This window comes from Streptococcus sp. ELY_125 (assembly GCF_058314535.1).
Genome location: NZ_JBZFUM010000015.1, coordinates 30,500 through 57,333 on the forward strand (window position 1 = coordinate 30,500; position 26,834 = coordinate 57,333).

Consider the following 26,834-nt stretch of genomic DNA (forward strand, 5'->3'; position numbering starts at 1 on the left):
TATCTCGATTACATCTCACTACGTTCGATGGCCTTTTTGAGGGCATTCCATGAGAGGGTGGCACATTTGATACGCTGTGGAAATTTTGACACACCAGCCATGAGCTCAGCTTCACCTAGCTCTTTTTGCTGGTCGTCTGTTTCTCCTTGGACCATCTTTGAAAAGATATCCGCCAAACGAAGCGCCTCCTCCTTGGTTTTGCCAATAACCGCATCTGTCATCATACTAGACGAAGCAGTCGAAATCGTACAACCATGGCCGGCAAAGGCGATATCCTCAATAACACCATCCTTAAACTTCACCGAAAGGTTGATGACATCACCGCAAGTTGGATTATTGAGCTGCAATTGCTCAACTCCTTCTAAAAAACCATGATGGTGAGGACTCCTAGAGTGATCAGCAACAACCGCCTTATAAAGACTATCTAACCTAGAAAGTGCCATTAAAGAACTCCTTCGCTTTTAAAATTGCATCCACTAATCGATCACAATCTTCTTTGGTATTGTAAATATAAAAACTAGCCCGTACGGCTGAATGAATACCCAGATGATTAATCAAGGGTTGAGCACAGTGGTGCCCGGCTCGTACAGCTACTCCCTCATAATCTAGGGCTGTCGCCACATCATGAGGATGCAATCCCTCTAAATTAAAGGCAATAACACCTGCATGCTGAGACGAATTCTGCGGCCCATAAACTGTTAGCCCTGTAATCGCCTGTAACTGAGGCAAGACATAATCAACAAGCTCTTGTTCGTGTTCCTGCACATTAGCCATTCCCAACTCACCTAGATAATCAACCGCCGCTCCTAAAGCGATGGCTCCAGCAATATTGGGAGTCCCCGCTTCAAATTTCCACGGCAGCTCTTTCCATGTTGCCTCCTGTTCGTAGACAAAATCAATCATTTCACCACCAAATTCAACTGGTGACATCTGATTGAGAAGCTCTTCTTTACCATACAAAACACCAATACCTGTCGGACCTAACATTTTATGACCAGAAAGAGCATAAAAATCACAATCCATATCCTGCACATCAATAGCCATGTGAGGAGCTGATTGCGCACCATCAACAACCATATAAGCACCATATTGGTGAGCTAAGTCAGCAACAGCCTTGACAGGATTGATGCAACCCAGAACATTAGAGACGTGGGCAAGGCTGACAAATCTAGTCCGTTCACTGAGCTTAGATTTGAGGTCATCCATATCCAATTGACCATCTTTTAGGTAGACATAGACTAACTCAGCACCTGTTTCCTGACAGACTCTCTGCCATGGAACCAAGTTAGAGTGATGCTCCATAACCGAAATCAAAACTTGATCTCCAGTTTGTAAAATCTCCTTGGCAAATTGAGCTACCCAGTTGAGCCCCGTCGTTGTTCCGCGCGTAAAAAGAATCTCCTTAGTTGAACGCGCATTTAAAAAGAGGCGTAACTTCTCACGACTGTCTTCATAAGACTGAGTTGCTCGTTCAGCTAAGGTATGTACACCACGATGAACATTGGCATTATTTGTACGGTAATAAGATTCTAAAACCTCAAGGACTGCTTGAGGTTTTTGCGTTGTAGCCGCATTATCTAAATAAACTAATGGCTCATCATTTATTACCTGGTCTAAAATCGAAAAATCTTTCCGCAGTGTTCTTGCATCCAACAATGATAAACTCCTTTTTATAAGATATAAGGACGCCAAATAGTCATTTTTGAGATATGGGATAAAATTTCCTAGACTTATGCATTTTTATAGTTCTACTTGCAAGACGCAAGAGGGTGCTTTCCGCCTTCTAGGCTTAAACCTTTGACAGTGCCAACGGACTGTCAAACTGTTATATCTCAAATAATTGGTGGAGGGAGGACATTTGCTCCAACCCCTTAGGTCAGCAACTAAAAATTAGGACTTACTGAAAAATCAAATGCTTCTGAATTACTGTTTTTTATCCCACTCGCAAGGGGCCTTCCTTTTACCGACACTTTTACATGGGATTTAGCCCATAAAATGCAATAATCAGACGACAAAAAGCAAACTAAAACAAGATTTAGCGCTTATCCAGCTTTGTATCTAGAACTGAAATCATTTCATCACGAACTTCCTTAATGGGGATCTCTGTAATAACAGCTCCTAAGAATCCGCGAATAACCAGACGTTCAGCTTCTTCAAATTTTAAACCGCGGCTCATCAGATAATACATGTCCTCTGGATCAATTTGACCAATCGAGGCTGCATGACCAGCCGTTACATCATTTTCATCAATCAACAAGATTGGGTTAGCATCACTGCGCGCCTTATCAGACAGCATAAGGACACGACTTTCCTGTTGGGCGTCAGCCCCTTTGGCACCTTTAATAATATGACCAATACCGTTAAAGGTCAAGGTCCCCCGTTCTAAGATAACACCATGTTGGAGAATATGCCCAACAGAATTTTTCCCATAATTGGTTACCCGTGTATCGATCCCTTGTACCTGACGACCACTGGAAGCCGCAACGACCTTGAGATCAGCATGGCTACCGTCCCCTTTAAGATCGCTATCAAAATCGGCAATCACATTGCCTTCATTCATAACGCCAAGAGCCCAATCAACAGTAGCATCACGCTCTAGACGTCCCCGCCGGCTCATATAGGTTGTCAAATTATCTCCAAGCCTATCAATAGCGGAAAATTTAACCTGACTACCAGCACCGGCAATAACTTCGACACTAATATTAGCTGTTGTTTGAGCACTGCCATCACCAATAGACTCAAACCGCTCCAAGTAACTCACACGCGCATTGCGACCGGCAATAATCAGCACATGCTTATTAAAAGGCACTGCACTGTCGCTATCCTGCAGAAAGACACCTTCAATTGGTCGGGAGACTTCAACATTGTCCGGCACATACAGAACAGCTGCGCTGTTGAAATAAGCATAGTGATAAGCAGCTAATTTATCCTCATTCAGAGCCAGTGCTTGACCAAAGTGGCTCTCAATAATCTCTGGGATCTCCTCTAGGGCAGAAGCTAAATCAATAAACACAACACCTTGTTCTAACAAATCTGCCGAGAGCTGCTCAAGTACGGTCTGCGTCCCCAGCTGGACAAGCTTAGGATTATCCCCAAGTGCTGTGAAATCAGGCACATTGTTACTAGCCTCACTTTCAGCTATTCTACCGTCACCCAGATTCCAACGATGAAACTTAACACGTTCAATATCAGGCAAAGGCAGATTTTCGATCTGATCAAAAGCTGCTAAACGCCGCTCACGTAGCCAAACCGGCTCAGCCTGCGCCTGTGAAAATTTTACAATAGATTCCTTTGACATGAGATGGTGGTTGCTCCTCTCTTCTAACACGTCTAGGTAATTTTACCCTAAACTTGTTTTAAATTAGACGCCTATTTAAACTTCTTCGTGGTATTCTAATCCCAACTCTTCAGCTACTTGGGCATAGCCTTCACGCTCAAGTCGGGCTGCCAATTCAGCATCACCTGAAAGAACAATCCGGCCATCCATCATAACATGAACAACATCAGGCTTAATGTAGTTGAGTAGGCGTTGATAGTGGGTGATAATCATAGCCCCAAATCCTTCACCGCGCATGGCATTAACTCCTTTAGAGACAACCTTCAGGGCATCGATATCCAAGCCAGAGTCAATCTCATCTAGGAGAGCAAATTTAGGTTCTAACATCAGAAGCTGTAAAATTTCATTGCGCTTTTTCTCACCACCAGAGAATCCCTCGTTGAGATAACGCTCAGCCATTTCTTCTTTCATGCCCAATAGTTCCATTTTTTCATCCAATTTAGTGATGAAATCGCGAATGGAAATCTTTTCTTCATCCTCCTTGCCAGCATTCATCGCCGCACGGATAAACTCTGCATTAGTGATTCCTGGAATTTCTGACGGATACTGCATCGCTAAGAAAAGGCCTAAACGTGCACGTTCGTCCACTTCTAACTCAAGAATATTTTGCCCCTCGAACCAAATTTCACCTTCAGTCACCTCATAATTAGGGTTTCCCATGATAGCCGCAGAGAGTGTTGATTTCCCTGTACCATTTGGCCCCATAATGGCTGCAATTTCACCTGTTTTCAGGGTCAAGTTCAGTCCTTTCAAAATTTCCTTATCCTCAATGGAGACGTGAAGATTTTTTATTTCCAGTACAGACATGTATAACTCCTTTATCATTGTTGGCCAGCGTCAATCGCAAGGGCCTGTCTTTAGAAGAGACTAATACTCAAAAAACACATTAGTGAAACAACAGCTGTGCGCAATACAACATATTGCCATCTATAAAGTGCTACCCTAAATTTTAAAGAGTACAATACACAACTTAGCCTCTAATCACCCTTCATTATAACAAAAAAAGACAAGCTTAGCTTTGTCTTTGATTATAAAATTATCTATTAAACTTTTGCTTCCACCTGTCCAATACCGATTGGCGGTAAGAGCTGTTGCCAATAAACTTCAAGGCATCAAAGAGCGGCGTTCGGCCGATCCCCCAAATTTGTAATCCCTCAATGAGCACCTCTGCTGTAAACAGAATACCAATCATCAGAAGGACTCCCCCAAGACGGCTGGAAACATTTAAAAGCAGGGAGGTTAAAGAGAAAACCATAGCAATCCCATAAACAACCAAGACTGCCCCTCGATGAGTAAATCCCATAGCCAACAGACGGTGGTGCAGGTGCATTTTGTCAGCCTCTATGGCTGAACGTCCTGACAGTTTCCGCCGAATAATAGCCACGAAGGTATCCAAAATTGGTACTCCTAAAATGATAACCGGTGTGATAACTGCAACTGCTGTCGAATTTTTTAATCCCTGCAGGGACAAAACACCAATCATAAAACCAATAAAGAGCGCACCAGTATCCCCCAGATAGATAATAGCAGGATTATAATTGTAAGGAAAAAAGCCAGCAATCGCTGCGATTAAAAGAAAGATCGTCAGAGTAGTATAAAGATTACTATCAAAAAGAAAGAAATAAGAAATCAGCCCCATAGTCGTTAGACTGATAATTGATACTCCGCAGACCAATCCATCTAAACCATCAATCAAATTAATAGCATTAGTAATGGCAATAATCCACAGAACAGTCAAAAAGAAACTTAAAACAGGCCCAAAATAGAACANGAAAAAAGCCAGCAATCGCTGCGATTAAAAGAAAGATCGTCAGAGTAGTATAAAGATTACTATCAAAAAGAAAGAAATAAGAAATCAGCCCCATAGTCGTTAGACTGATAATTGATACTCCGCAGACCAATCCATCTAAACCATCAATCAAATTAATAGCATTAGTAATGGCAATAATCCACAGAACAGTCAAAAAGAAACTTAAAACAGGCCCAAAATAGAGCATCGGACCCCCAAAGGGAATCTTGAAGCTGTCAAAACGATAATCTGTAAAGGTCCAGACAACGATGGCGCCAAGCACAATTCCCAACATCTTCCACTTTGGTGTAAGTTCACGTATATCATCAATAAAGCCAGTCATTGCTACGATAAGTCCTCCTAGAGAAACTGGCAAAATATAATCAAAGTAGGACTGTAAAAAATGATGTCGCTCGGTAATAATCGGCATCAAAATCAGAGAACCAATCAAAAAGGCAATTAAAATTCCCAGCCCGCCGCTGCTAGGCATGGGAACCTTGTTGATACGTCTGGCGTTAGGATTATCAACTGCACCAATATGTAAAGCCAAAAACCGCACCAAGGGAGTCAGGATAAGAGAAATCAAAAATACCCCAATCAAGACCAAGATGTATTGTAAACGAAATGGATTTATCATTTAGAGGGCACCAACTTTATTTTTTTCAGGTGTTCAATGGCGTTGTCATCAACCAGCTTAATCATATGCTCCAACAGGTAGGCCCGCGTATATTCTGAAGGATAACCGTACTCATAAAAACGAGCCTTTAGCTGATCGGACCGCTGAGGAGACTCATTTGCAATATAAAAGAGAACCGTCATATGGTATTTGTCTTCCGACTTAAAAAGCTCAGAAGCTTCTGTTGGTACATCCAATGCCTGTGCTGCTATAATCGCATCCTTTAAAGTAGGATAATCCGCTGCAAAATGCACATAGTGAGTCTCTGGGATCAGATCTTCCGGTTTAAATTTGAAAGGTTTATCTTCACCATCATCCTCATCAGCTTCCGATGTTTCCGTCGTTGAGACAGGCGAGTCCGATAGATTACTAAGGGCATCATCCAGCATTTCTTCGATGTTTTTCAGCTTTTCATGAGCTTCTGTATCCCCTTGTTCCATCATATTTTTTTCCAGATTTTTAAAAAAATCTTCTGGGGTCAAGTCGGACCAATCGTTCACTCCTTCTGCAAACTGCTCAAAGTCTAAATCTTCACTGAGGTCCGATTTGGTGACAAAAACATCAACCCTATCCTGACGGGGGGTTACCCGAAAGCTCAACATACCAGTTGATTTAAAGTTATCAGGAATATCCAACTCATCCAAAATGGTATAGAAAAACTCTTCTGTTTTTTCTTGTGGCATGAGGAAATCTTTCAATTCCATGCCATAAGTATCTAGATCATCCATACTAACTGAAATCTTCAACGTGGATTCATTGATCTGTTTCATTTCCATAGTCTTTACCTCGCACGAGTAGTTATTTTATTATACAAGAAAAGTCCTAAAAGTTCAATTTTACAGTATGTCTCTAAAGCCAACTAGAAATAAGATAAAAATCATGATTTCGCAGAAATCAACTATTCAACAAATCTTAATTTCTAGTTGCTGGTTCGAAATAATTGAACTCCAGACCGTTTTAGGCTATCGCCTAGAAACTAGAGAGCCGTGTGAATCAAACTTAAAATTTTTGTGCTGGTCTCCCACCATAAGGACAAGGCCAGATCATGAAGTTTTCAAAAGATATTAAACAATCAGTACAAAAAATAAGAGCAGGGAACACGGATGTTCCAAGCCCTTTTCTACTCTTTGCACAATAAAAACTGTCTTAAGCCACCAATACTTTGACTGCTGCATATAGCAAAAGAACAACACCTAATACAATTCGGTACCAGCCAAAAACTGTAAAATCATGCTTTTTGACAAAATTAGTTAAGAATTTAATAACAACCATGCTGACTGCAAAAGCCACCACCGAAGCCAGCAGCAGAATAAGCCACTGAGGACCAGTCAGATGATGACCATCGAGAAAGAATTTGACAAACTTAAGCCCGCTGTAGCCAAACATGGTCGGAATTCCTAGAAAGAATGTAAAATCAGCAGCCACACTGCGGCTGGTCCCAACCAGGATGGCACCTAATATTGTCGCACCCGAACGACTGGTCCCCGGAATAATACTAAGAACTTGAAACAATCCGATATAAAGAGCGGTCTTATAGTGCATACGTGCTAAATCTTTCACTGCTGGCTCAACATTTTGATTACGTCTTTCAATCCAGATAAAAGCAATACCGTAGACAATCAGCATCGTAGCAACACTGGTGAAATTACTAAAGTGAGCATCCATCCAATCATCCAAAAGAAGTCCCACTACAGCCGAGGGAATGCAGGCAATAACAACCTTCAGCCAAAGCTGCCAAGTCAGACGTACCTCTCTAGCCGTCTTACCTCTTTGAAAGGGATTAAGGCGCTCAAAGTAAATAACCATGACTGCCAAGATAGCACCCAACTGGATGACAATATTAAAGAGTTCGCGGAAGGCATCTCCCTGATTGAGATTGATAAATTCCTGCACCAGAATTAAATGCCCTGTGCTAGAAATCGGCAACCATTCAGTAATACCTTCGACAATGCCGAGAAATACTGCCTTAAGCAGTTCAATAAATAGCATAGCATCTCCTAGATAAGTTTTGTTCCATTATAGCAAAAAGAAGTAGATTTTAGAAGGCTCCGCCTCCTCCACCTCCACCGCCTCCGGAAAAGCCGCCGCTACTGAAACCACCTGACGAAACATGAAAGTTTTGAGCTGCCACCGCTTGATGTCCGTAATCAGCAAAGTGATGAGCAGATAGATAAAGCAAGGGATACCAATCGTGATAAACATAGCCTGCCATTGCAGAAGGAACTTCTATTCGGTGAACCCTAATAACCTCTTCGACCTCCTTGGCATAGCCAAAGAGCGTAGCATATACAAGAATACGATTCCACACCACAATACTTTCCAATTCAGCCTGATTAAAAGTCTTAATATCCTTCATCATACGGCGAAAGGCTTGCCAAGCATAATAGTCAGGTAAAAACTCTTCTTTGAGCACCCCATTTTGTTTTTCCAAACGGCTAAAAGCATTAAACAGAATCCAAAGCAGCAAAGACCCTAGACTCAGTAAAACGTACCCCAAGGAAAGTTGCCAATTAAGCAGCGTTAACTTCCCTGAAATCAGAAGATAGAGGAGGGATACCACGGAAAATAGACTCGCTCCTAAAAGCAGAGCTAGGCTGAGCTGTCTCAGACCGTTCTCCCGTAAACTCAAAGGTCTGTAGTAATCCCCCAAACGGTAAATTTGCTTTTCATCAGCAACAGCTTGCGTCAACTTCTTTAGCGACCGTGTAAACGCGCTTGTCTTGCGGCGTCCATAATCGTTGACCTGCGAAGCATTATACCCCTTTTTAACACTAATACTCTTGTCAACTTTGTAATCAGAAAACAGCCCTTCCACAGCAAGTTTACTATCCAAATGTTCTCCCATAGCCATGTGAATAAAATACTCCTCAGATGGAGTTAGCCCCTTAGATGTCATGTAGGAAAGCCAAGCACCCTTCTCATCTACTTCTAACTTGAGATTCCCTCGATCAATTAAGTCAAGTAGCGTTGCCTGAACTAAATTTTCAAAGGAAAATAGCCCCTTTCCTCCTGTAATAGGGTTGACATCAGACCAGTCTGTACTGTAAACAGTAGAAGCAACCAGTTGCGGAGACCAGTCTGCAGGTGCAACGTAGAGCCATTTGGCTCCCTGATAGGTATTGCGGGGTTTTAGCAAAAGCTTATAAAGAATAAAAACGCAAACGGCAATAAGGACAGCAGCACTTATGACAACCGGAAAAATTACAGAGAATACCCTGCGAAAAAGAAGACTCTTTCGATGAATTTTCTTTTCTACACTTTGAAATTGTCCCAGAGCTAGCTTTCGATCGTCCTTTTTAGCTGTAAAACTATTTGAATCCCAGAATCCATGCAGCTCTAAAGCTTTACCTTCACCAATATAGTCAGCGTCCACACCAAATGTGTTCCCCATATTCTTAATACGAGCAGCCGGTTGTAGATACCCTAAATGCACAAATAATTGCTGCTGTGAACTACTTGGAGCCGATATTTTAAAGCTCACGTGACGCAGAGGGACATCCCAATCGCTGACTGGTTTCCAGTTTAATTCAGCAATGTCTCGATGAACCGTCAAAATATGATTCAACTGCCAAGTCACTGTTACTCGAACTTGGTCTCCCTTTTGTCCAGCATTATATATTTTAAGGGCATATCCTTCTTTTAGTGATTCTAAGTGAGCTTTAGGCTTCCTTTTCACCCCTCTATTGTTCTCGACCCAAGAGGTAACCTTTGATTTATCAATAGAAAATCCCTTGGGGTTATTTCCAGCACTCCCTAGGGTAACATATTGACCCTTATAAGCCGAATCAAATTTATAGGTTATCACTTGAGTAAAAGTCGCTGTGTTATCCTTACGAATATTAAGTCGTCCCTCATAACGGCTGATGCTATAATCCACCTCATCATCCGCCTGAATCTTAGGCGCAAAAATAATTAAAGATATTAGCAAAGACAGACAAAACAAAAATTTCTTTCTCATAAACTCCTCTCTTACGACAGTACAAAAGCGCCGAGAAAACAAGCAGATAGAGAATATTCTAACCCTCAAAAGGCAAGAAAACTATTCTTTAACCTACTTAAACCTAGACTTAACTGTATAACTTCTTATACCCCCCATTTTATCATAAATTTAAACGGTACTTGAGAAATTCCTCTTTAAAAAGGGGATACTCCCATTGAAATCGACTGATATTTCCTGTAAAATAGGATAGTATGTATATTTGTGTCTTGATAGCTAGAATTAGGACCTTTAACTATAGGAGTATCTCATGAAAAAACTAATCCTAACCTTCGTGTTAGCTGCTGCCCTAGTTTGGGGTGGGACAACATCTGTTCAAGCAGATGAATATTTACGTGTCGGCATGGAAGCGGCCTATGCCCCCTTCAACTGGACACAAAATGATGATTCTAACGGTGCCGTTCCCATTGACGGCAGTCGTCAGTACGCCAATGGTTATGATGTCCAGATGGCTAAGAAAATTGCTAAGAAGATGGACAAAAAGCTCATCGTCGTCAAGACTAAATGGGACGGGCTGCTGCCTGCCCTAACTTCCAATAAAATTGATATGATCGTCGCTGGTATGAGTCCAACAGCGGAACGTAAGAGAGAAATCAATTTTTCCAACACCTACTATACTAGCGAGCCTGTTCTAGTAGTAAAATCGGATAGCAAATACGCGGATGCCAGCAGCCTTTCTGACTTCTCCGGTGCAAAAATTACATCTCAACAAGGGGTCTACCTTTACGGTCTTATTGATCAAATTCCCAATGCTAAAAAAGAAACAGCTGTCAGTGACTTTTCTCAAATGCGCCAATCTTTAACGTCAGGAAAAATTGATGCTTATGTATCTGAACGGCCCGAGGCCCTGACTGCGGAGACATTTAGTGATGACTTCAAAATGATCGAGTTGGATAAGGGCTTTAAAACAAATCCAGATGATACGGCACTCGCTATCGGCTTGCGCAAAGATGATACCCAAACGCTCAATAAAGTTAATGAAATCCTGGCCACAATCCCTGAAAAAGAACGACTCCAGCTCATGGATAAGATGACTAAAGAACAACCAGGAGCTGGGCAAGACAACCAAACTTTCTTCAACCAAGCTTGGACAATTCTTACCGAGAATTGGTCCCAATTCCTGCGCGGAACGGGCATAACCCTGCTCATCTCAATTGTCGGAACTCTGGTTGGCATGATTATTGGCCTTTTGATCGGCGTCTACCGAACTGCTCCCAAAGCTGCCAACAAGGTCCTTACCCTTTTGCAAACTCTTTTCAATTGGCTCCTTAATATCTATATCGAGGTCTTTCGTGGGACGCCAATGATTGTTCAGGCCATGGTTATTTACTACGGTCTCGATCAGGCCTTTGATATTTCACTCGATCGCACCTGGGCAGCCATCTTTATTGTTTCCATAAATACAGGTGCTTACATGAGTGAAATTGTCCGTGGCGGCATCTTTGCAGTTGATAAGGGGCAGTTTGAAGCTGCCACAGCTTTAGGTTTTAACCACAGCCAGACTATGCGTAAGATTGTTTTGCCACAGGTTATTCGCAATATTCTGCCTGCTACTGGCAATGAATTTGTTATCAACATCAAGGACACATCCGTTCTTAATGTTATCTCGGTGGTAGAACTCTACTTCTCTGGTAACACTGTGGCCACTCAAACCTATCAATATTTCCAAACCTTCTTTATCATCGCCACTATCTACTTTATCCTTACCTTTACCGTTACCCGCATCTTGCGTTACGTTGAACGCCGCCTTGACCAAGATAATTACACACAGGGAGGTGCCCACTAATGACTGATACCATCTTAGAAATTAAACATTTAAAAAAATCCTACGGACAAAATGAAGTCCTCAAAGATATTTCACTAAGTGTCAAAAAGGGAGAAGTCATCTCAATCATCGGGAGTTCCGGATCTGGTAAATCAACCTTTCTGCGCTCTATCAATCTTCTTGAAACTCCAACCGATGGACAAATTCTCTACCACGGACAAGACGTTCTTGAAAAAGGGTATGATTTAGCAACCTACCGTGAAAAATTAGGAATGGTTTTCCAATCTTTTAATCTTTTTGAAAACCTCAATGTCCTTGATAATGCCGTTGTTCCTCAGACAACTGTTCTGAAACGTCCTAAAGATGAAGCTATAGCGGTCGCTAAAGCCAATCTAGAAAAAGTAGGAATGGGAGAGCAGTACTGGAAAGCCAAACCAGCTCAACTTTCCGGAGGACAAAAACAGCGGGTCGCTATTGCACGCGCGCTCTCAGTCAATCCTGAAGCCATTCTTTTCGATGAGCCAACATCCGCTCTGGATCCTGAAATGGTCGGCGAAGTCCTTAAAACTATGCAGGATTTAGCCAAATCAGGTTTAACCATGCTCATCGTTACCCATGAGATGGAATTTGCTAAAGATGTTTCTGATCGCGTTATCTTTATGGATAAAGGTGTCATCGCTGAACAAGGAAAGCCAGAACAGCTTTTTGAACATCCGCAAGAGAGTCGTACCAAAGAATTCCTGCAACGTTTCCTCGGATAAAGCCATAAACGAACTGGGGAAACAGCTCCCTTAAAGCAGATCGTAAAATAATAAAATCTTCAGCAAGGGTCTTGTTCTTTATTTCAAAAGGGGCAAGACTCTTATGCTTCTCTTGACAGCTTTAAACACAGCCTGCTATAATAATTTGTCATACAATTCTATACAATTCAATACTGGAGGTTACAATGCAAAAACGATCAACCTATTGGATCATTGGTTTCATGCTCTTTGCACTCTTTTTTGGTGCAGGCAATCTTATTTTCCCAGCCTATCTTGGGATTTATTCTGGTGTTAATCTTTGGTTAGCTATCATCGGCTTTTGCTTAACAGGGGTAACCTTGCCCCTGCTGGGAGTAGTTGCCGTTGCCTATTCAGGTAAGACTGATGTAGAGTCTATCGCTCAACCAGCCTCACGAATTTATGCTCTTTTCTTTGCCATTGCCCTTTACCTGTCAATTGGCCCCTTCTTTGCTATTCCACGTACTGGGGCTGTTTCTTACGAAATTGGCATCATGCCCTTCTTTGGAGATAGTCAATTTATACATATTAGCTATGGTATTGTCTTTTTTGGCCTATCTTATCTCATTGCTGTTCGCCCAAGTAAAATTGCTGACCGTGTTGGAAAGTACCTCACACCGGCTCTTTTGATTTTTCTAGGTATACTTATCCTCGCTTCCTTTATCTCGCCGGCCGGTAACCTTGGGCAAGCTGTCAACGCTTCAAATGCGGTAAGTGACAGTTTCCGCGACCTGCCTTTTGTCGCAGGCCTGATTCAAGGTTACAGTACCATGGATGCCCTTGCCTCTTTAGCTTTTGCCATTTTAGTTATTGATGCTGCTAAAAACCATGGCGCTGAGACACCTGCTGCCATAGCTCAACTAACACTAAAATCTGGTATTATCGCCGCTGCTCTCCTAGCTGCGATTTATATCTTTGTCGGCCGTTTGGGGGCAACATCGCAATCTCTCTTTAGTCTGTCTAATGGCCTCTTTATGCACCACTCAACAGCCGTTACGGATGGTGGCCCAGTTCTCATCCAATCAGCCAGTCACTATATGGGCTCTCTTGGTCAAATTGTGCTAGCTCTGGCTATTTTCCTAGCCTGTCTAACAACAGCTACAGGGCTCATTACAGCCTGCGCTGAATATTTTCACAAAATTATCCCCCGACTCTCCCATATCGCTTGGGCGACCATTTTTACCCTTATTGGGGTGACATTTTACTTCGGAGGACTATCAGAGATTATCAAATGGTCTTTGCCAGTCCTCTACCTTCTCTACCCACTAACTATCGTAACGATTATTCTTATTTTCTTAAAGGGCTTCATTGGAGACAATTCTATCGTTTATAAGGCTACGTTAGCTTTCACTGCTATTGCTGGACTTTTTGATGCCTTTAATACTCTATCAGCCCAAACTCAACTTTTTACACTGCCAAATTGGTTGATGACCTTCTTCATTAAAGTCATCCCACTTGGCAGCTATAACATGGGTTGGATTAGCTTCGCCGCAGTTGGACTGCTAGCTGGCCTAGTATTAGCAAGACTTAATCCCTTTCGCAAAAAGCAATTAAAATCATAAAAGATATTATCTTTTTAACCAGCCTGCTTTATTCAGCGTTTTATCCTTAACATCGTATCACCAATTCAAATGAGCAAGAAGATTTAACATCTATTATAAAACAGGCCCTAGTACTGTTAACACTTGACAATCAAAAGCTTTAAAAGTTGGCAAAGAAGGTTGCTAAAGCAATTTCTACTTTAACGTCAAAAAGAGCAATCCAGACTGATTCCTAAAAATCAGATTGGATCTGCCCTTTTTTATTTTGCTTTTAAAGCTGATAATATCTGCGTCCGAATATCTTCAGCCCCTTCTGGATTATTAGGCAAAAATAGAGTTTGATTGCCACCAGCAGCAAATTGATTCAGAGTGTCAAGATATTGGTTGGTCAAAAGGATAGACATAATCTGTTCCTCTGTCATGCCGACATTAGCTTGCTTAAGTTCTGCAATAGACTCAGCTAAACCATCAACAATCGCCTTACGTTGTTGAGCGATACCAACACCGTGCAGCCGATCCTTTTCTGCTTCCGCAGAGGCTGCTGTAACAATCTTAATCTTATCAGCCTCTGCTAATTCTTGAGCAGCTACTCGCTTACGTTGAGCTGCATTAATTTCATTCATGGACTGCTTAACTTCAGCATCTGGCTCAACCTTAGTAATCAGGGTTTTAACAATGATATATCCGTATGTAGACATCTCCTCTGCCACCTGATGCTGAACTTCGAGGGCAATCTCATCTTTTTTCTCAAAGAGTTCATCCAGGGTCAATTTAGGAACAGACGAGCGCAGGGCATCTTCAATGTAAGATTTAATCTGTGCTTCTGGGCGCATTAATTTGTAATAAGCATCAATAACATTCTGCTCGTTAACCCGATACTGTGTTGCTACATTCAAGGTAACAAAAACATTATCTTTAGTCTTAGTTTCAACAACAATTTCACTCTGTAAAAGCCGTAACTGCACGCGCGCAGCAATCTTATCTATACCAAGCGGCAGACGAACATGAATTCCACTGCTAGAAGTGGTTTGGTAACGCCCAAAACGCTCAATAATCGCTACTGATTGCTGCCGAACAACATAGAGCGAACTGACTAAAAAGATAATAAAAATAATAAAACAAATGAGACAAAAAATTAAAAATCCACCCATAATAACTTTCCTCCAGTAATAAATTAAACATCTAAAGATAATACATGCATATCACACTAAACTAACATATTATAAAGACTTTCATTGCCGTGCAAATTAATATAGTTAGGGTCAAAGTTTGACAAACGTTGAAGTAAACTGTCGTAATCATTTTTGTCAGATAAAGTTACTCCAACCAGACACGGCCCTGTCCCTTTGGCAGCCCGTTTGATATACTCAAAACGTGTAATGTCATCATTCGGTCCTAAAATATTATTAACAAACTCTCGCAGAGCACCCGGCCGCTGTGGAAAATTCACAACAAAATAATGCTTAACCCCATCGTAAATCAGCGCACGCTCTTCCATTTCCTGCATGCGATTGATATCATTATTACCGCCAGAAACGATGCAGACAAGGGTCTTACCCCTGATCTCCTCTTTGAGAACTTCCAGAGCAGCAATAGAAGCTGCACCGGCAGGCTCCGCAATAATGCCTTGCCTTGAATACATATTAATCAGCGTTTCAGAAATCAGGCCCTCATCTACCCCGACCAGATCATCAACATGACGGCGAGCCACATCGTAAGTACGCTCTCCAACCTTCTGAACAGCGATACCATCTGCAAATTTATCAATACGCTCCAGCTTAACTGGATGTCCCTTATCAAAAGCAGCACGCATGCTACGGGCACCGTTGGATTCTACACCAATCACCCTTATTTCCGGAGATACATCCTTCATATAAGTCGATACACCAGCGATTAACCCACCACCACCGACAGGAACTAAGATACTGTCAAAATCAACGCCTTCTTCCTTGGCTTGCTCATAAATTTCATAAGCAACTGTTCCTTGACCTGCCTGAACATTATCATCATCAAAAGGAGGAATAAAAGTCCGACCTTCCGCTTTGGTAAACTCCTGTGCAGCCTGAGATGAAGCATCAAAGGTATCACCAACTAGTTGGATATCAACATAGCTACCACCGAAGAACTTAACCTGTGTAATCTTTTGCTGAGGTGTCGTAATCGGCATAAAAATAGTAGCTGGAATCTTCATCTCGTTGCAAGTATATGCAACACCCTGAGCATGATTACCTGCTGAAGCGCAGACCACTCCGTGTGCCTTATCTTCATCTGATAATTGATGAATGGCGTAATAAGCTCCCCGCAATTTAAAAGAGCGTACCTTTTGCATATTCTCACGCTTCAAATAAATCGTTGCCTGATATTTCTCTGACAAATAACGGTCAAAATCAAGAGGTGTTCGTTCAACCACATCTTTTAGAACACTGTGAGCTCGGATAACATCGGTTGCAGTTAGCATAACCCCTCCTTATTACTTATTGTCTAAATTTTCTGTAGATTTATTATAACAAAATCGTCTATGAAATAAAAGAGAATTTTCTAGACAATAAAAAGCTTGTACCTTTTCTGATACAAACCTTACCTCCGATAGACCTCTCTTGACATCCTTAAGCTAGATTTTCTCTATCATACTTGTCATCTGGATTATCACCTGCTAGTTGGGCTTGACACTCTGGACAGATGCCATAGAGCATAACCTGACTGTGGGTCACCTGATAGCCCGTCTGATTGCTAGCTTCCTGGTACATATCCCTAATATCAGCATCCATGAAATCTGTAATTCTCCCGCAATTTTCACAAGCAATATGGATTTCACGATGCCCCAAGAAATCATAATAAGTCGTACTGTAATGGCAGAGCTTGAGCTCTGTCACAAACCCTTCCTCTACCAAGACCTTGAGGTTATTGTAAACCGTTGCCAAACTCATGCTAGGATAATCTGGCAAAAGATCCTCATAAATCATCTCAGCACTAGGGTGTTTCTTAGTTCCAATCATATATCTAATGATGGCCTTACGGCTCTCTGTAATTCTTATATGCTTACTTCTTAGGCGCTCCAGAACAGTCTCATAAGCTTCCAAGGCCATGCGATCCTTTTCCATAGCCACCTCCTATTCACTATTCATACTAGCCTTATTATAGCATAAATAAAAGCGGAAAAGCCGTATTTCAACGTTATGAACCAAGTAAACGCCGGTGCTCCACCTTAATACAACGGTTCATAACAATATCATTTCTACCAGCTTGACGCAAAAAGTCCTCTGCATCCTGCGCCTCTAAACCTAACTGAGCCCAAAATACTTTAGCATCTGTCTCTACAAAATCTTGAGCCACATCAATCAAAAATTCTGAACGGCGGAAAACATCAACAATATCAACAGGGACAGGAATATCCTTCAAGGAAGCGTAAACTGACTCTCCAAGAATTTCTTGACCAGCTAGCTTAGGATTAACAGGAATAATACGGTACCCTGCATTTTGTAACACCTGGGCTATATCATAGGCTGCCGTTTCTACCCGCTTAGATAAGCCTACAACTGCAATAGTTTGAGCTTCCTTCAGATAAGACTTGATAACAGTATCATCAGGATTACTAAAATGATAAGACATAAAGCACCTCCATCTTAAATAGATTGCCAATATGGATTAAAAACATTGCTAGTTCAATCTACTATAGCACATCCCTTGCCAAAAGTCCAAAGCTTGACATTATCAATAGGTCACATTATAATTAAACTATCGGTTTAATTAACTCAAAAGGAGACTCTTATATGGGACGTCGTAAAAAAGCACCCGCCGAAAATCATAGGAAAACCATTGCACAGTCCGCCCATCAGCTCTTTATCAAAAACGGGGTAGAAGCTACTAGTGTCAGCAAGATTGCCCAAGCTGCTGGTTACAGCAAGGCCACACTTTATGTTTACTTTAAAAATAAAGAAGAAATTTTCTTTACCCTTGTCTATGAGCACATTAAAAACCTCTATGAAGAGATCAAAATCATTACAGCTTTTCCTGCGCAATCGCAAGAGAGTGGACTACAGCAGTATCTACAGATATGCTTTGCTGTACAGCATTTCTGTCGTGAGTATCCTCTCTATTTTGAAGGCTTTATTGGTCATATCAATGTCAATATTGAGGATATAGCAACTCCTCGTATCTACAAGGATATCTATCAACTTGGGTTAGCTATTAACCAAAAGATCCATCTCATGATCGAGCAAGGAAGCAAGCTCGGTTATCTTTCTAATGACATTGATCTTGATAAAGCTACTTTATTTATTTGGAGTGCCCTCTCCGGTATCATCCGTATGGCTGAACAAAAAGCAGAATATTATCAATTGTTAGGACTTAATACAGAAGACTTCCTAAAAGAGGAATTTTTAACGCTTCTTTCCTGTTACCAAAAGAAGTAAACTATATAAAAAGGAGTAGACAGGCCATGAAATATACTTTCTCCAAATTAATCCTAGGGATTATCTTACTACTAATCCTAACAGGAGGAACAACAATAATCATGATTGGAAGACCTGTAAACTCAACAGCAGCTAACCTTTCTCTACCCGGGGTAGCACCCGAAATTGAACAGGCCTTGTATGATGCTTCTTTCGCCGCCAATTCTCATAACACTCAGGCATGGGAGGTTTCCTTAAACCCCAAAAAAGGAAAACTAAATATTGCCATCGATGATAGTCGAACTTTAAGCATTGTAGATCCCCACAATCGAGAACTTTATATCTCACTCGGGGCTTATATCCAATCCCTAAAAACGACATTTAAAGCTTATGGCTATGATATAGAAGCTGACTATGCCTCCCCTTTATCTAAAAGCAACCAGGTAGTGACTATTCACTACCAACAAAAAAGCAAAGGAAAAAGGATCAAACAAGATAAGATTGATCTCATTCGAAAGCGCCACACAGATAAACGACCCTATCAATCAGCAGCAATTACTCAAAAACATATCAACCAATTACAAAAGAAATATCCTGATATTGCCTACTATGCTAAAGGATCTCCTCCTTTTGACTACATCAAGAAAAATAGCATCGCTGCAGCGAAAAAACAGTATAAAAATAAAAACTTTCTTCAAGAGCAAGGCGAGTGGCTGCGTTTCTCCAATCAAGAAACACAGACCAAATTAGATGGAATTTCTGCCGATATGATGGGATTAAATATGGTGACGAAATCACTTTACTACCTAACAAGTAATCACCGAAATGCTACTAGTAAGACTTTCGCCAAACAGAGTCTTGACACCTTATCCAAACAGGTTAACCACAGTGCTGGATTTTTCGTCATAACTGGCAGACAAACGATTTCCGATTGGATTCAAGTTGGAGAAAAAACACAGGCTTTTTGGTATGATTGCACTGAGAATGATATTGCCATCCAGCCCATTAGTGCTATGATTGAAGTTTCAATCTATGAACAAGCTATGAAAAAGCACTTTCATTTATCTCAAGATGCCCAAATGATCTTAAGAGCAGGCCGTGTCAAAGACTACGGCAAAAACGAAGGATTGCGTCGCTCTTTAAAAGATTATATTACAGTTACCAAGCAATAGAGAGCAGGCTCAACAGTGATTATGGCTGTTGAGCCTGCTCTATTTTTACTATTGAAACTAACCTAGTTTTGCATTGATTCTCCCAATATCTCTACGCACACTAAGATAATTTACCAAAAAAATCAAGGTATAAACCAAACTGATAGATAAAAACATACCAGCAAAAGATAGCCAAGTTAGGGAAAACCAGTGTAAATACCAACCTGCTGCCAGAAGAGGCAGCACCACTAAACCATAGTGCAAACTTGTGATAAATAGTAACCCCTGTTTATCTCTAACAGATTGAAAAAGGGAAGATGCCATTCCCTGAACACATCCTAATACCGCAAATATCAACAATTGTACACCAACCGCCTGAGTGACAGTGTCAAATTCTTGAATAAAGCTAGGGACTGCAGGCGCATAGCCTTTCCCTACCAACACTACGGATAGAAAAGAAATTAGCTCACCAGCACCAATCCCGATTAGAGCTCCTACAATACCTTTTTTAATCATTCGCATCATATGCAACCTCCTTAGACTCCCAAAGCCTTTTTAAATTTCTTTATGGAACGACGAGATACAAAACTCCGTTCACCATTTTTTAAAACAACCTGAATGGTTCCTTTAATAGACAAATCTAAACGCTTAATATAAGTAATATTGACCAGCTCTCCTTGAGAAATCCTGACAAAAGTCCTAGGGAGTTCCTCTTCCAGCTGATACAAGCGCCGCTTAGCTTGATAATGCTCCCGATCAATAGTTTCAAAATATACTTTTTTGTCACTTGTATAGACCCTAATAATATCGTCAGGACTAACCATCTGCGATCTAGTACCAATAAAACCATAGATGTATTGACCGCCATACTCAACCCAATTAATTAAATGTTGAGTTTTTTTGTCAACATAACTAGTATAAATCTTAACTAGTGTTTCCTTAAAAGTCTTATCTTTAATTATTTCTAACTTCATTAAAGCTCGCCTCCTTCCTAGTAATTAAAGTATAATCGAAACTGCACCTAATAGCTAGTACTTCTAGCTATATGGTTACTTTCAGGGGATATTCGGAAAATCAATATAAGAGCACATCTTCTTATAGTAACAGAAATCATCAGGTAACTTTCTAAGCAAGTTTATCAGGACAGTACAAATAAGTACAAGGACCTATTAGTTTGATGGTCAAAGCACATAAAGTTTACATACTCATATAACAGCTCCCCTTTTTCTGAAATCTCTTAGCTTGTGTTAGAGCTAAACATTAAAAACCTCCAGCTCTTTGTGACTGGAGATTTCTTATTTATCAAGGTTATTTTGCCTCATACCAAGTATAGCCCGAATTTTCATCTGCCACAAGTGGTACGGCCAGCTCAGTCGCCGATTCCATAATTTTCTTAACCAATTGACTAACAGCTGTTAACTCAGCATTGGGAACTTCTAAGACAATTTCATCATGAACTTGCAGGAGCATCTTGGACTTGAAGCCACCGTCTTCAAGAGCCTGATCAAGATTTATCATAGCAATTTTTAAAATATCAGCCGCACTCCCCTGAATAGGCGAGTTAATAGCTGTCCGCTCTGCAAAATTTCGAATATTGAAATTACGTGAATTGATATCCGGCAACATACGGCGACGTTTAAAGAGAGTCTCTACGTATCCTTTATCACGCGCTTCACGAACCACCCTCTCCATATAATTTTTGATACCGGGAAAGCGTTCAAAATAAGTATCAATATAGTTCTTAGCGGCCTTGCGGCTAATGCCCAGATTTTGAGATAGCCCGTAATCAGAAATCCCATAAACGACACCAAAGTTAACAGCCTTAGCATTACGGCGGTCATTGGGGGTGACATCCTCAGGACTTCCAATATTAAAAACCCTCATGGCTGTCGCCGTATGAATATCCTCACCATTTTGGAAGGCTGCGATCAGATGTTCATCACCTGAGATGTGGGCTAACACTCGCAATTCAATCTGCGAATAGTCTGAACTCAATAGGACGCTATTTCCCCACTCGGGCGTAAAGGCCTTACGGATCAACCGCCCTTGCTCTAAGCGAACTGGAATGTTTTGCAAGTTAGGATCCACACTGGATAGACGACCGGTCTGGGTTAAATCCTGCATATAGCGTGTATGAATTTTCCCATCACCCAAAATAAAGTCCTGCAAACCTATCAGATAAGTTGACTGAAGTTTAGCAATCTGGCGATATTCCAATATTTTGGCAACAATTGGAGCATGGGGAGCCAAACGCTCTAGAACATCTACAGCCGTCGAATAGCCGGTCTTAGTCTTCTTGGTCATAGACAGGGGCAATTCCATCTTTTCAAAAAGAATTGTTCCTAACTGTTTGGGAGAATTGATGTTAAATTCTTCTCCAGCCATCCTGTAGATATCCTGAGTCAAGACTTCAAGCGCCGCCTCATTTTCCAAAGCCATATCCTTAAGCGTTTGCTGATCAACGCGAATACCAGCAATTTCCATCTTAGCTAGGACATTAGCCAGAGGCAATTCCATATCAAAAAGCAAATCAGACTGTCCATGTTCAGCCAGTAACTCTCTTAGTCTACCTTCTGTTTCCACTAAAACTTGGATCTTGTTAGCTAGGTGCTTAAATAAAACAGTATCTTCTGGTACAGCTTTTTTGGCTCCCTTACCAAAGATTTCAGTATCTTTTGGCAAAGGCGTTTTTCCATAAAGCGCGGCAATAGTAGATAATTCATTATCCTCCACCGTAGACAAAAGATATTTAGCCAAGCGGCTATCAAAAGCTGCTGTCGGTATATCAACTCCTAAGTGACTTAGGAGCACTTTTGTGCGTTTGAAATCGTAAGTCTTAAACGGCTTAAGCAAAGCCTCTAAAAATTGGGGTGCTTTCAAAAGATCTAAATCTTTACTGACATAAATATTTTCACTATCCCCCCAGGCAAAAGCTAAAATATCTTCCTGATGGTAGTTATCATTAAAGACTTCAAAGTAGAAGAATTGCTCCGGTCCAAACATCGCAGCATCTAATTCATGTTCAGTAACATGCTGAAAACCTACAGCAGTCTTTATAGGTTCATCGTCCAAACCAAGCTGAGCTTTCAACTGCTTAAAGCCCATTTCATCGTAGAAGGCTCCCAGAGCGTCTATATGTGGACCTTGGTAACGAGTATCATCCAAGCTTATTTCTAAAGGAGCCTGCGTATTGATCGTTGCTAGTGTTTTTGAAAGAAAGGCTTGTTCCCTATCATTAATCAAATTTTCCTTCATTTTAGAAGGCTTAAATTGATCAATATTATCATAGATAGCCTCCAAGCTCCCATATTCTAACAGGAGTTTAAGGCCAGTCTTCTCACCAATCTTAGTTACCCCCGGAATATTATCCGACTTGTCTCCCATCAAAGCCTTAAGATCAATGAATTGGGTGGGAGTAATCCCCATTTTTTCCATAAGATAGGCTGGACTAAATTCCTCAAATTCAGCCACACCCCTACGAGAGATCTCTACAATAGTATTGTCATCGGTTAGCTGAATGAGATCTTTATCGCCACTCACAATGGTAACATCAAATTCTCCATTTTCAGCCTGCTTATCCAAAGTTCCAATGATATCATCGGCTTCATAATTTTCAAGGTCATAATAAGCAATACCAAGATGATCCAAGAGTTCTCGAATATAGGGAAATTGCTCTCGAAATTCATCTGGAGTCTTAGCTCGCCCCGCCTTATAATCAGCAAACATCTCCGTTCGAAAAGTCGTCTTACCGGCATCGAAGGCAACCAATATGTGAGTCGGTTCAATGCGTTTCATCATATGATCCAGCATTAAATGAAAACCATAAATAGCATTGGTATGGAGACCAGCAGGATTTTTAAAGCGATCAATTTGATTATAAAGAGCAAAAAAAGCTCGAAAAGCAATGGAAGATCCGTCAATTAACAATAATTTATTCTTATTAACCATAGGCCTATTATACCACAGATACACCACTTCCAATAAATTGTAGGTAAATTCAGACGATAACTAGCTTTTCAAGTGTTGCAAATTTTATCGGAATGATTAATAAAGAAGGCAGCAACACGACTTTAACTACTGAAGCATTAATTAAACAAAAAACTAAAAGAAAGAACCCAGCAAAAAGCTGGGCACTCTCAGGAGATTATGAAAAAGAAAAGTTTATTTAGGATACTTGTAGTATAACCTAACACACTTAATAGTGACTTAAAAACCATTCAAATCTCAAAATTTTATCAATAATTCAAAATTCTTTAAGACTACTTCGTCCAATCTGACACCTTATCAGGATTGTCTTTAATCCATTTCTGAGCAGCTTCAGATGGCGATTTTCCATTGCTGATATCCAACATGACTGACTCCATGTCCTTAGAGGTCCAGTGGAAGTTATCAATAATTTTATAGGCACCAGCATTATCATCCTTAAGTCCTTTTCTGGATATCGTATGAATGTCTTCCGATCCACCAAAAACACCTTTTGGATCTTCCAAAATCTTTAAATCATACTTGGCAAAAATCCAATGCGGCTTCCAACCCGTAATAACAATATCTTCTTTATTTTTTAAAGCCTGTTCTAGGCTGGTAATCATGGCACCAGTAGAAGAAGAACTTACCTCCCAATCAGAGAGGTTGGAATATTCTTTTTGTGCCTTCTCGGCACTAGTCGTAATACCGGCCCCGGGTTCAATACCAGTGATGGTTGAATCGGCTTGACTAGATAGATCTTCGATACTGTTGACATCAGTCATATAGGCTGGTACAGCTAATCCTAGTTGGGTTCCTTTTAGATTAACTCCCAGATCATCTAATTGTCCTTTATATTTTTCATACTGTGCCTTATGTGTGGTCGGTAACCAAGCACTTACAGATGCATCAACACTACCATCGGCAACAGATTTCCAAGTAATAGCGTTGTCCAGAGGCTTGATTTCAACATCATATCCCTTATCTTTGAGGACCTCAGCTAAAACATTGGTTGAGGCAACCTCTGAATCCCACTCAACATAGGCCAAAGTAACCTTTGGTTTTTGAACACCCATATGACTTAATACCGTCTGGGTAATACCAGTAGCTATAAATGCTAAGACTAGAACTGGTGCAATCCATTTTTGCCACTTAGGTTTGTTGCCTTGCTTTTGACCAATTGGTGCATTTAATTTTTGAGTAAAACGATCAATAATAATGGCCAAGATTACCAGAGCCAAACCATTGACAAAACCGTTACCAATTTCAGCATGTTGCAGAGCTGACAAGACACCATTACCAAGGCCAGGAGCCCCAATCATTGAGGCTGTGACTACCATAGAGAGAGACAGCATAATGGTCTGATTGACCCCTGCCATGATTGTGTTTTTTGCTAACGGCAATTCAACACCAAACAACTTTTGTGAACTAGTACTACCAAAAGCATCCGAAGCTTCGATCAGCTCAGTTGGAATCTCACGAATCCCTAAGTTAGTCATACGTACTGTCGGTGGTAAGGCAAAGATAACAGAAGCAAATACCCCAGGTACCATACCGATGCCAAAGAAGGCAACTGCAGGAATCAAATAAACAAAGGCTGGCATAGTTTGCATAAAGTCTAGGATAGGATTAATAACCTTTTTGGCATTTTCACTTTTAGCCATCCATATCCCCAGAGGAATACCAATCAAGATAGAAATGAGACTGGAAAGCAAAACCAAAGTAAAGGTATTAATTAAATCGCCCCATAATTCTTGATTATAGATAAAGAGCAATCCAATAGCCGTAAGAATTGTAAAGCTCCATTTCTTAGAAAGAATATAGGCTAGAGCCACAATTAAAGCAATAAGAATCCAAGGATTGATGAAAGTCAGGGTATTAGAAATAAAGCCCATAATACCATCACCAACGACTTTAAGGATATTGAAAAGCCCTGAGAAAGTATTAGTCAACCAATCCACAAAACTATCAACATAGTTTGCAATCGGTAATTTTGCTGCTAATAATATTTCCAAAATTACTCACCTTCCTTTTCCGTGTCAATTCCTTGCTTCGTTAACGCTTCAATCACACGTCCCTTGATAATAACTCCCACGGGACGCTTATCATCATCTAGAACAGCAATCGGAGCTGCAGAATCGTAAATTAAAGGCAAAATATCTGTCAAAACAGTATCCTTCGACACTGTTCGAATATTCGGATCAACACTGTCCGCTAGTTTCGTACCATTTTTGCGAGCCTCATAAGCAGCATCAGCCGTAATGACACCTAAGAGTTTACGTTTACGGTTAGTAGCCAGAAGCATACTGACCTCTTCGGTATCCATACGCTTGAGGGCTACGTTAGGTCCGTCTATTTCAACATTAGCGGTAATAGGTTTGATCATAATATTTTGTGCTGTCAAAACCTTAGAGCGATCGACATCTTCAACGAACTCACGTACAAAGTCATTAGCTGGTTGTGTGAGTATTTCTTCTCCTGTACCGATCTGCATGATTTGCCCATCTTTCATAAGAGCAATCCTATCACCGATTCTAAGTGCTTCATTCAAATCATGTGTGATAAAAATGATGGTCTTCTGTACTCGGTCTTGTAAATCTAGCAGCTCATCCTGCATTTCCTTACGAATCAAAGGATCTAAGGCTGAAAAAGCTTCGTCCATCAAAAGAATATCAGGATTATTTGCTAATGCACGTGCTAGGCCAACACGTTGCTGCATTCCTCCAGACAGCTGATCTGGATACTGATCTTTAAAAGCAATGAGATTAGAATTTTCCAGAGCTTTCTCAGCCGCAGCAGTGCGCTCCTCTTCAGGAACGCCACGTAGTTCTAGGCCGTACTCTGTATTCTCCAAAATAGTTTTATGTGGAAAAAGTCCAAAATTCTGAAAAACCATATTGACAGAGTGACGACGAATTTCACGCAAATCGGCTGTATTCATTTCGGAAACATTTTTCCCTTTGATTTCGATGTCACCAGACGAAGGTTCAATCAAGCGATTGATCAAACGGACCAAAGTTGACTTCCCGCTTCCTGACAATCCCATGATGACGAAAACTTCGCCTTCTTGCACCTCAAAATTAGCGTCATAAACACCAACAGTGCAGCCTGTCTTTTCAAGAATCTCAGTTTTACTCTTTTCTTCTTTAACCATTTGAAGAGCCATTTTCTGCTTTTTTCCAAAGATCTTGGTCAAATGGTTCACTTTAAGAATTGTTCCCATATATATCCTTTCTCTAATATTATTAAAGCGATTATCCTAACATAGGATAAAAAACATATCTGTACTATTATATCAAATTCAAGCCCTTATTAAATTAAAAAAAGTTTACAAATGAAGTTCTCCAGTCACCCCCCTAGCCTGCCTCCCAAAACACAAAAAAAGAGAAGGACTTCCTCCTCTCTACTAAACTCCGCCAGTAGGACTCGAACCTACGACATCATG

21 protein-coding genes and 1 pseudogene are annotated in these 26,834 nt (G+C 40.8%); 5 read left to right on the forward strand and 17 right to left on the reverse strand.

The window, feature by feature from the left end; genetic code table 11:
* Window positions 1-8: 8 nt before the first annotated feature.
* From sufU to AC4HAL_RS07140, 8 genes and pseudogenes are all read right to left on the reverse strand, one after another.
* Entirely contained in the window at window positions 9-443 is a 435-nt protein-coding gene (gene sufU, locus AC4HAL_RS07105) for a Fe-S cluster assembly sulfur transfer protein SufU (protein ID WP_491093596.1), read from the reverse strand.
* The gene (locus tag AC4HAL_RS07110) at window positions 430-1,656 is read right to left on the reverse strand and encodes a cysteine desulfurase (RefSeq protein ID WP_491093597.1); all 1,227 of its coding nucleotides are present in this window, start codon (window positions 1,654-1,656) and stop codon (window positions 430-432) included. The genes sufU and AC4HAL_RS07110 overlap by 14 nt, the downstream gene beginning before the upstream one ends.
* 379 nt (window positions 1,657-2,035) lie before the next feature.
* Window positions 2,036-3,298: a Fe-S cluster assembly protein SufD gene (gene sufD, locus AC4HAL_RS07115; RefSeq protein WP_491093598.1), complete on the reverse strand. Its 1,263-nt coding sequence runs from the start codon at window positions 3,296-3,298 to the stop codon at window positions 2,036-2,038.
* A gap of 75 nt (window positions 3,299-3,373) precedes the next feature.
* Window positions 3,374-4,144, reverse strand: a complete 771-nt coding sequence (sufC, locus tag AC4HAL_RS07120) for a Fe-S cluster assembly ATPase SufC (protein WP_491093599.1) — start codon at window positions 4,142-4,144, stop codon at window positions 3,374-3,376.
* Window positions 4,145-4,373: 229 nt separating this feature from the next.
* Window positions 4,374-5,574 (reverse strand): annotated as a pseudogene (locus tag AC4HAL_RS07125) (MraY family glycosyltransferase); the annotation flags it as partial.
* A 185-nt stretch (window positions 5,575-5,759) separates the two neighbouring features.
* Window positions 5,760-6,578, reverse strand: a complete 819-nt coding sequence (locus AC4HAL_RS07130; RefSeq protein ID WP_447451733.1) for an adaptor protein MecA — start codon at window positions 6,576-6,578, stop codon at window positions 5,760-5,762.
* 370 nt (window positions 6,579-6,948) lie between these two features.
* A complete protein-coding gene (locus AC4HAL_RS07135; RefSeq protein WP_491093601.1) occupies window positions 6,949-7,791 on the reverse strand; it encodes an undecaprenyl-diphosphate phosphatase in 843 nt (280 codons plus the stop codon).
* Window positions 7,792-7,840: 49 nt separating this feature from the next.
* Entirely contained in the window at window positions 7,841-9,760 is a 1,920-nt protein-coding gene (locus tag AC4HAL_RS07140; RefSeq protein WP_491093602.1) for a DUF2207 family protein, read from the reverse strand.
* A 289-nt stretch (window positions 9,761-10,049) separates the two neighbouring features.
* Between AC4HAL_RS07140 and AC4HAL_RS07145 the strand changes: the two genes are divergently transcribed.
* The 3 genes from AC4HAL_RS07145 (at window position 10,050) to brnQ (ending at window position 13,905) form a co-directional block, all read left to right on the forward strand.
* Window positions 10,050-11,585, forward strand: a complete 1,536-nt coding sequence (locus AC4HAL_RS07145) for an ABC transporter substrate-binding protein/permease (protein WP_491093603.1) — start codon at window positions 10,050-10,052, stop codon at window positions 11,583-11,585.
* Window positions 11,585-12,325: an amino acid ABC transporter ATP-binding protein gene (locus AC4HAL_RS07150; RefSeq protein ID WP_447451729.1), complete on the forward strand. Its 741-nt coding sequence runs from the start codon at window positions 11,585-11,587 to the stop codon at window positions 12,323-12,325. The genes AC4HAL_RS07145 and AC4HAL_RS07150 overlap by 1 nt, the downstream gene beginning before the upstream one ends.
* Before the next feature lie 185 nt (window positions 12,326-12,510).
* Window positions 12,511-13,905, forward strand: coding sequence for a branched-chain amino acid transport system II carrier protein (brnQ, locus tag AC4HAL_RS07155; RefSeq protein WP_491093604.1), 1,395 nt, complete (start codon window positions 12,511-12,513; stop codon window positions 13,903-13,905).
* Between the two features lie 239 nt (window positions 13,906-14,144).
* Here brnQ and AC4HAL_RS07160 read toward each other — a convergent pair whose 3' ends face one another.
* The 4 genes from AC4HAL_RS07160 to AC4HAL_RS07175 all read right to left on the reverse strand — a co-directional run bounded on the left by AC4HAL_RS07160 (window position 14,145) and on the right by AC4HAL_RS07175 (window position 17,493).
* Window positions 14,145-15,035: an SPFH domain-containing protein gene (locus tag AC4HAL_RS07160; protein ID WP_447451727.1), complete on the reverse strand. Its 891-nt coding sequence runs from the start codon at window positions 15,033-15,035 to the stop codon at window positions 14,145-14,147.
* Between the two features lie 56 nt (window positions 15,036-15,091).
* Window positions 15,092-16,342 (reverse strand): threonine ammonia-lyase IlvA, encoded by a 1,251-nt coding sequence (gene ilvA / locus AC4HAL_RS07165; protein WP_491093605.1) that lies wholly within the window; start codon window positions 16,340-16,342, stop codon window positions 15,092-15,094.
* Window positions 16,343-16,490: 148 nt separating this feature from the next.
* Window positions 16,491-16,985 (reverse strand): Fur family transcriptional regulator, encoded by a 495-nt coding sequence (locus tag AC4HAL_RS07170; protein WP_447451725.1) that lies wholly within the window; start codon window positions 16,983-16,985, stop codon window positions 16,491-16,493.
* 73 nt (window positions 16,986-17,058) lie between these two features.
* A complete protein-coding gene (locus AC4HAL_RS07175) occupies window positions 17,059-17,493 on the reverse strand; it encodes a CoA-binding protein (RefSeq protein WP_447451724.1) in 435 nt (144 codons plus the stop codon).
* Between the two features lie 161 nt (window positions 17,494-17,654).
* Here AC4HAL_RS07175 and AC4HAL_RS07180 point away from each other — a divergent pair, with 161 nt between their 5' ends.
* Together AC4HAL_RS07180 and AC4HAL_RS07185 are read left to right on the forward strand one after the other, a co-directional pair.
* Window positions 17,655-18,296, forward strand: a complete 642-nt coding sequence (locus AC4HAL_RS07180) for a TetR/AcrR family transcriptional regulator (RefSeq protein WP_491093606.1) — start codon at window positions 17,655-17,657, stop codon at window positions 18,294-18,296.
* A 101-nt stretch (window positions 18,297-18,397) separates the two neighbouring features.
* A complete protein-coding gene (locus tag AC4HAL_RS07185) occupies window positions 18,398-19,447 on the forward strand; it encodes an Acg family FMN-binding oxidoreductase (protein WP_491093607.1) in 1,050 nt (349 codons plus the stop codon).
* A gap of 57 nt (window positions 19,448-19,504) precedes the next feature.
* Here the strand turns inward: AC4HAL_RS07185 and AC4HAL_RS07190 are convergent, their stop codons facing one another.
* The 5 genes from AC4HAL_RS07190 to AC4HAL_RS07210 all read right to left on the reverse strand — a co-directional run bounded on the left by AC4HAL_RS07190 (window position 19,505) and on the right by AC4HAL_RS07210 (window position 26,612).
* On the reverse strand, window positions 19,505-19,948 hold the full coding sequence (locus AC4HAL_RS07190; RefSeq protein ID WP_491093608.1) for a DUF3021 domain-containing protein: 444 nt from the start codon (window positions 19,946-19,948) through the stop codon (window positions 19,505-19,507).
* Between the two features lie 14 nt (window positions 19,949-19,962).
* Window positions 19,963-20,400, reverse strand: coding sequence for a LytTR family DNA-binding domain-containing protein (locus tag AC4HAL_RS07195; protein WP_491093609.1), 438 nt, complete (start codon window positions 20,398-20,400; stop codon window positions 19,963-19,965).
* 334 nt (window positions 20,401-20,734) lie between these two features.
* Window positions 20,735-23,374, reverse strand: coding sequence for a DNA polymerase I (gene polA, locus AC4HAL_RS07200; protein ID WP_491093610.1), 2,640 nt, complete (start codon window positions 23,372-23,374; stop codon window positions 20,735-20,737).
* Between the two features lie 311 nt (window positions 23,375-23,685).
* The gene (locus AC4HAL_RS07205; RefSeq protein WP_491093611.1) at window positions 23,686-25,404 is read right to left on the reverse strand and encodes an ABC transporter permease/substrate binding protein; all 1,719 of its coding nucleotides are present in this window, start codon (window positions 25,402-25,404) and stop codon (window positions 23,686-23,688) included.
* A gap of 2 nt (window positions 25,405-25,406) precedes the next feature.
* Window positions 25,407-26,612, reverse strand: coding sequence for a quaternary amine ABC transporter ATP-binding protein (locus AC4HAL_RS07210; protein WP_491093612.1), 1,206 nt, complete (start codon window positions 26,610-26,612; stop codon window positions 25,407-25,409).
* Window positions 26,613-26,834 lie beyond the last annotated feature (222 nt).